This window comes from Rhizobium sp. PEPV16, assembly GCF_008919455.1.
Classification (GTDB): Bacteria; Pseudomonadota; Alphaproteobacteria; order Rhizobiales; family Rhizobiaceae; genus Rhizobium; species Rhizobium leguminosarum_Q.
In genome coordinates this window covers 1-513 of record NZ_VSZV01000013.1, presented here as the reverse complement: position 1 = coordinate 513, position 513 = coordinate 1, and the positions used below count along the sequence as shown (strand labels likewise).

General features: G+C 59.5%; 1 protein-coding gene. It reads left to right on the top strand.

Annotated elements, in window-relative coordinates; all coding sequences use genetic code 11:
• A partial coding sequence (locus FY112_RS00080) for an ABC transporter substrate-binding protein (protein WP_151517328.1) occupies positions 1-513 on the top strand: 513 nt, incomplete at both ends.

Genomic DNA, 513 nt, shown 5'->3' with positions numbered 1-513 from the left:
CCCCCGTCAACGTCCACTCGGTCAACTGGCTGTGGATCAACAAGGCGGTGATGGACAAGATCGGCGGCACTGAGCCGAAGACCTTCGAGGATCTGATCGCGCTACTCGACAAGGCGAAGGCCGCAGGCGTCATCCCGCTGGCGCTCGGTGGCCAGAACTGGCAGGAAGCGACGATGTTCGATTCCATCGTGCTGTCGACCGGCGGGCCGGAATTCTACAAGAAGGCCTTCAACGATCTCGACGAGGAATCGCTGAAGTCCGACACGATGAAGAAGTCGTTCGATAATCTGGCGACGATCATCAAGTATGTCGACCCGAACTTCTCGGGCCGCGACTGGAATCTCGCAACCGCCATGGTCATCAAGGGTGATGCGCTGGTGCAGGTGATGGGTGACTGGGCCAAGGGCGAATTCGTCGCCGCCAAGAAGACGCCGGATACCGACTTCCTGTGCTACCGCTTCCCCGGTACCGACGGCAGCGTGGTCTACAACTCCGACATGTTCGGCATGTTCA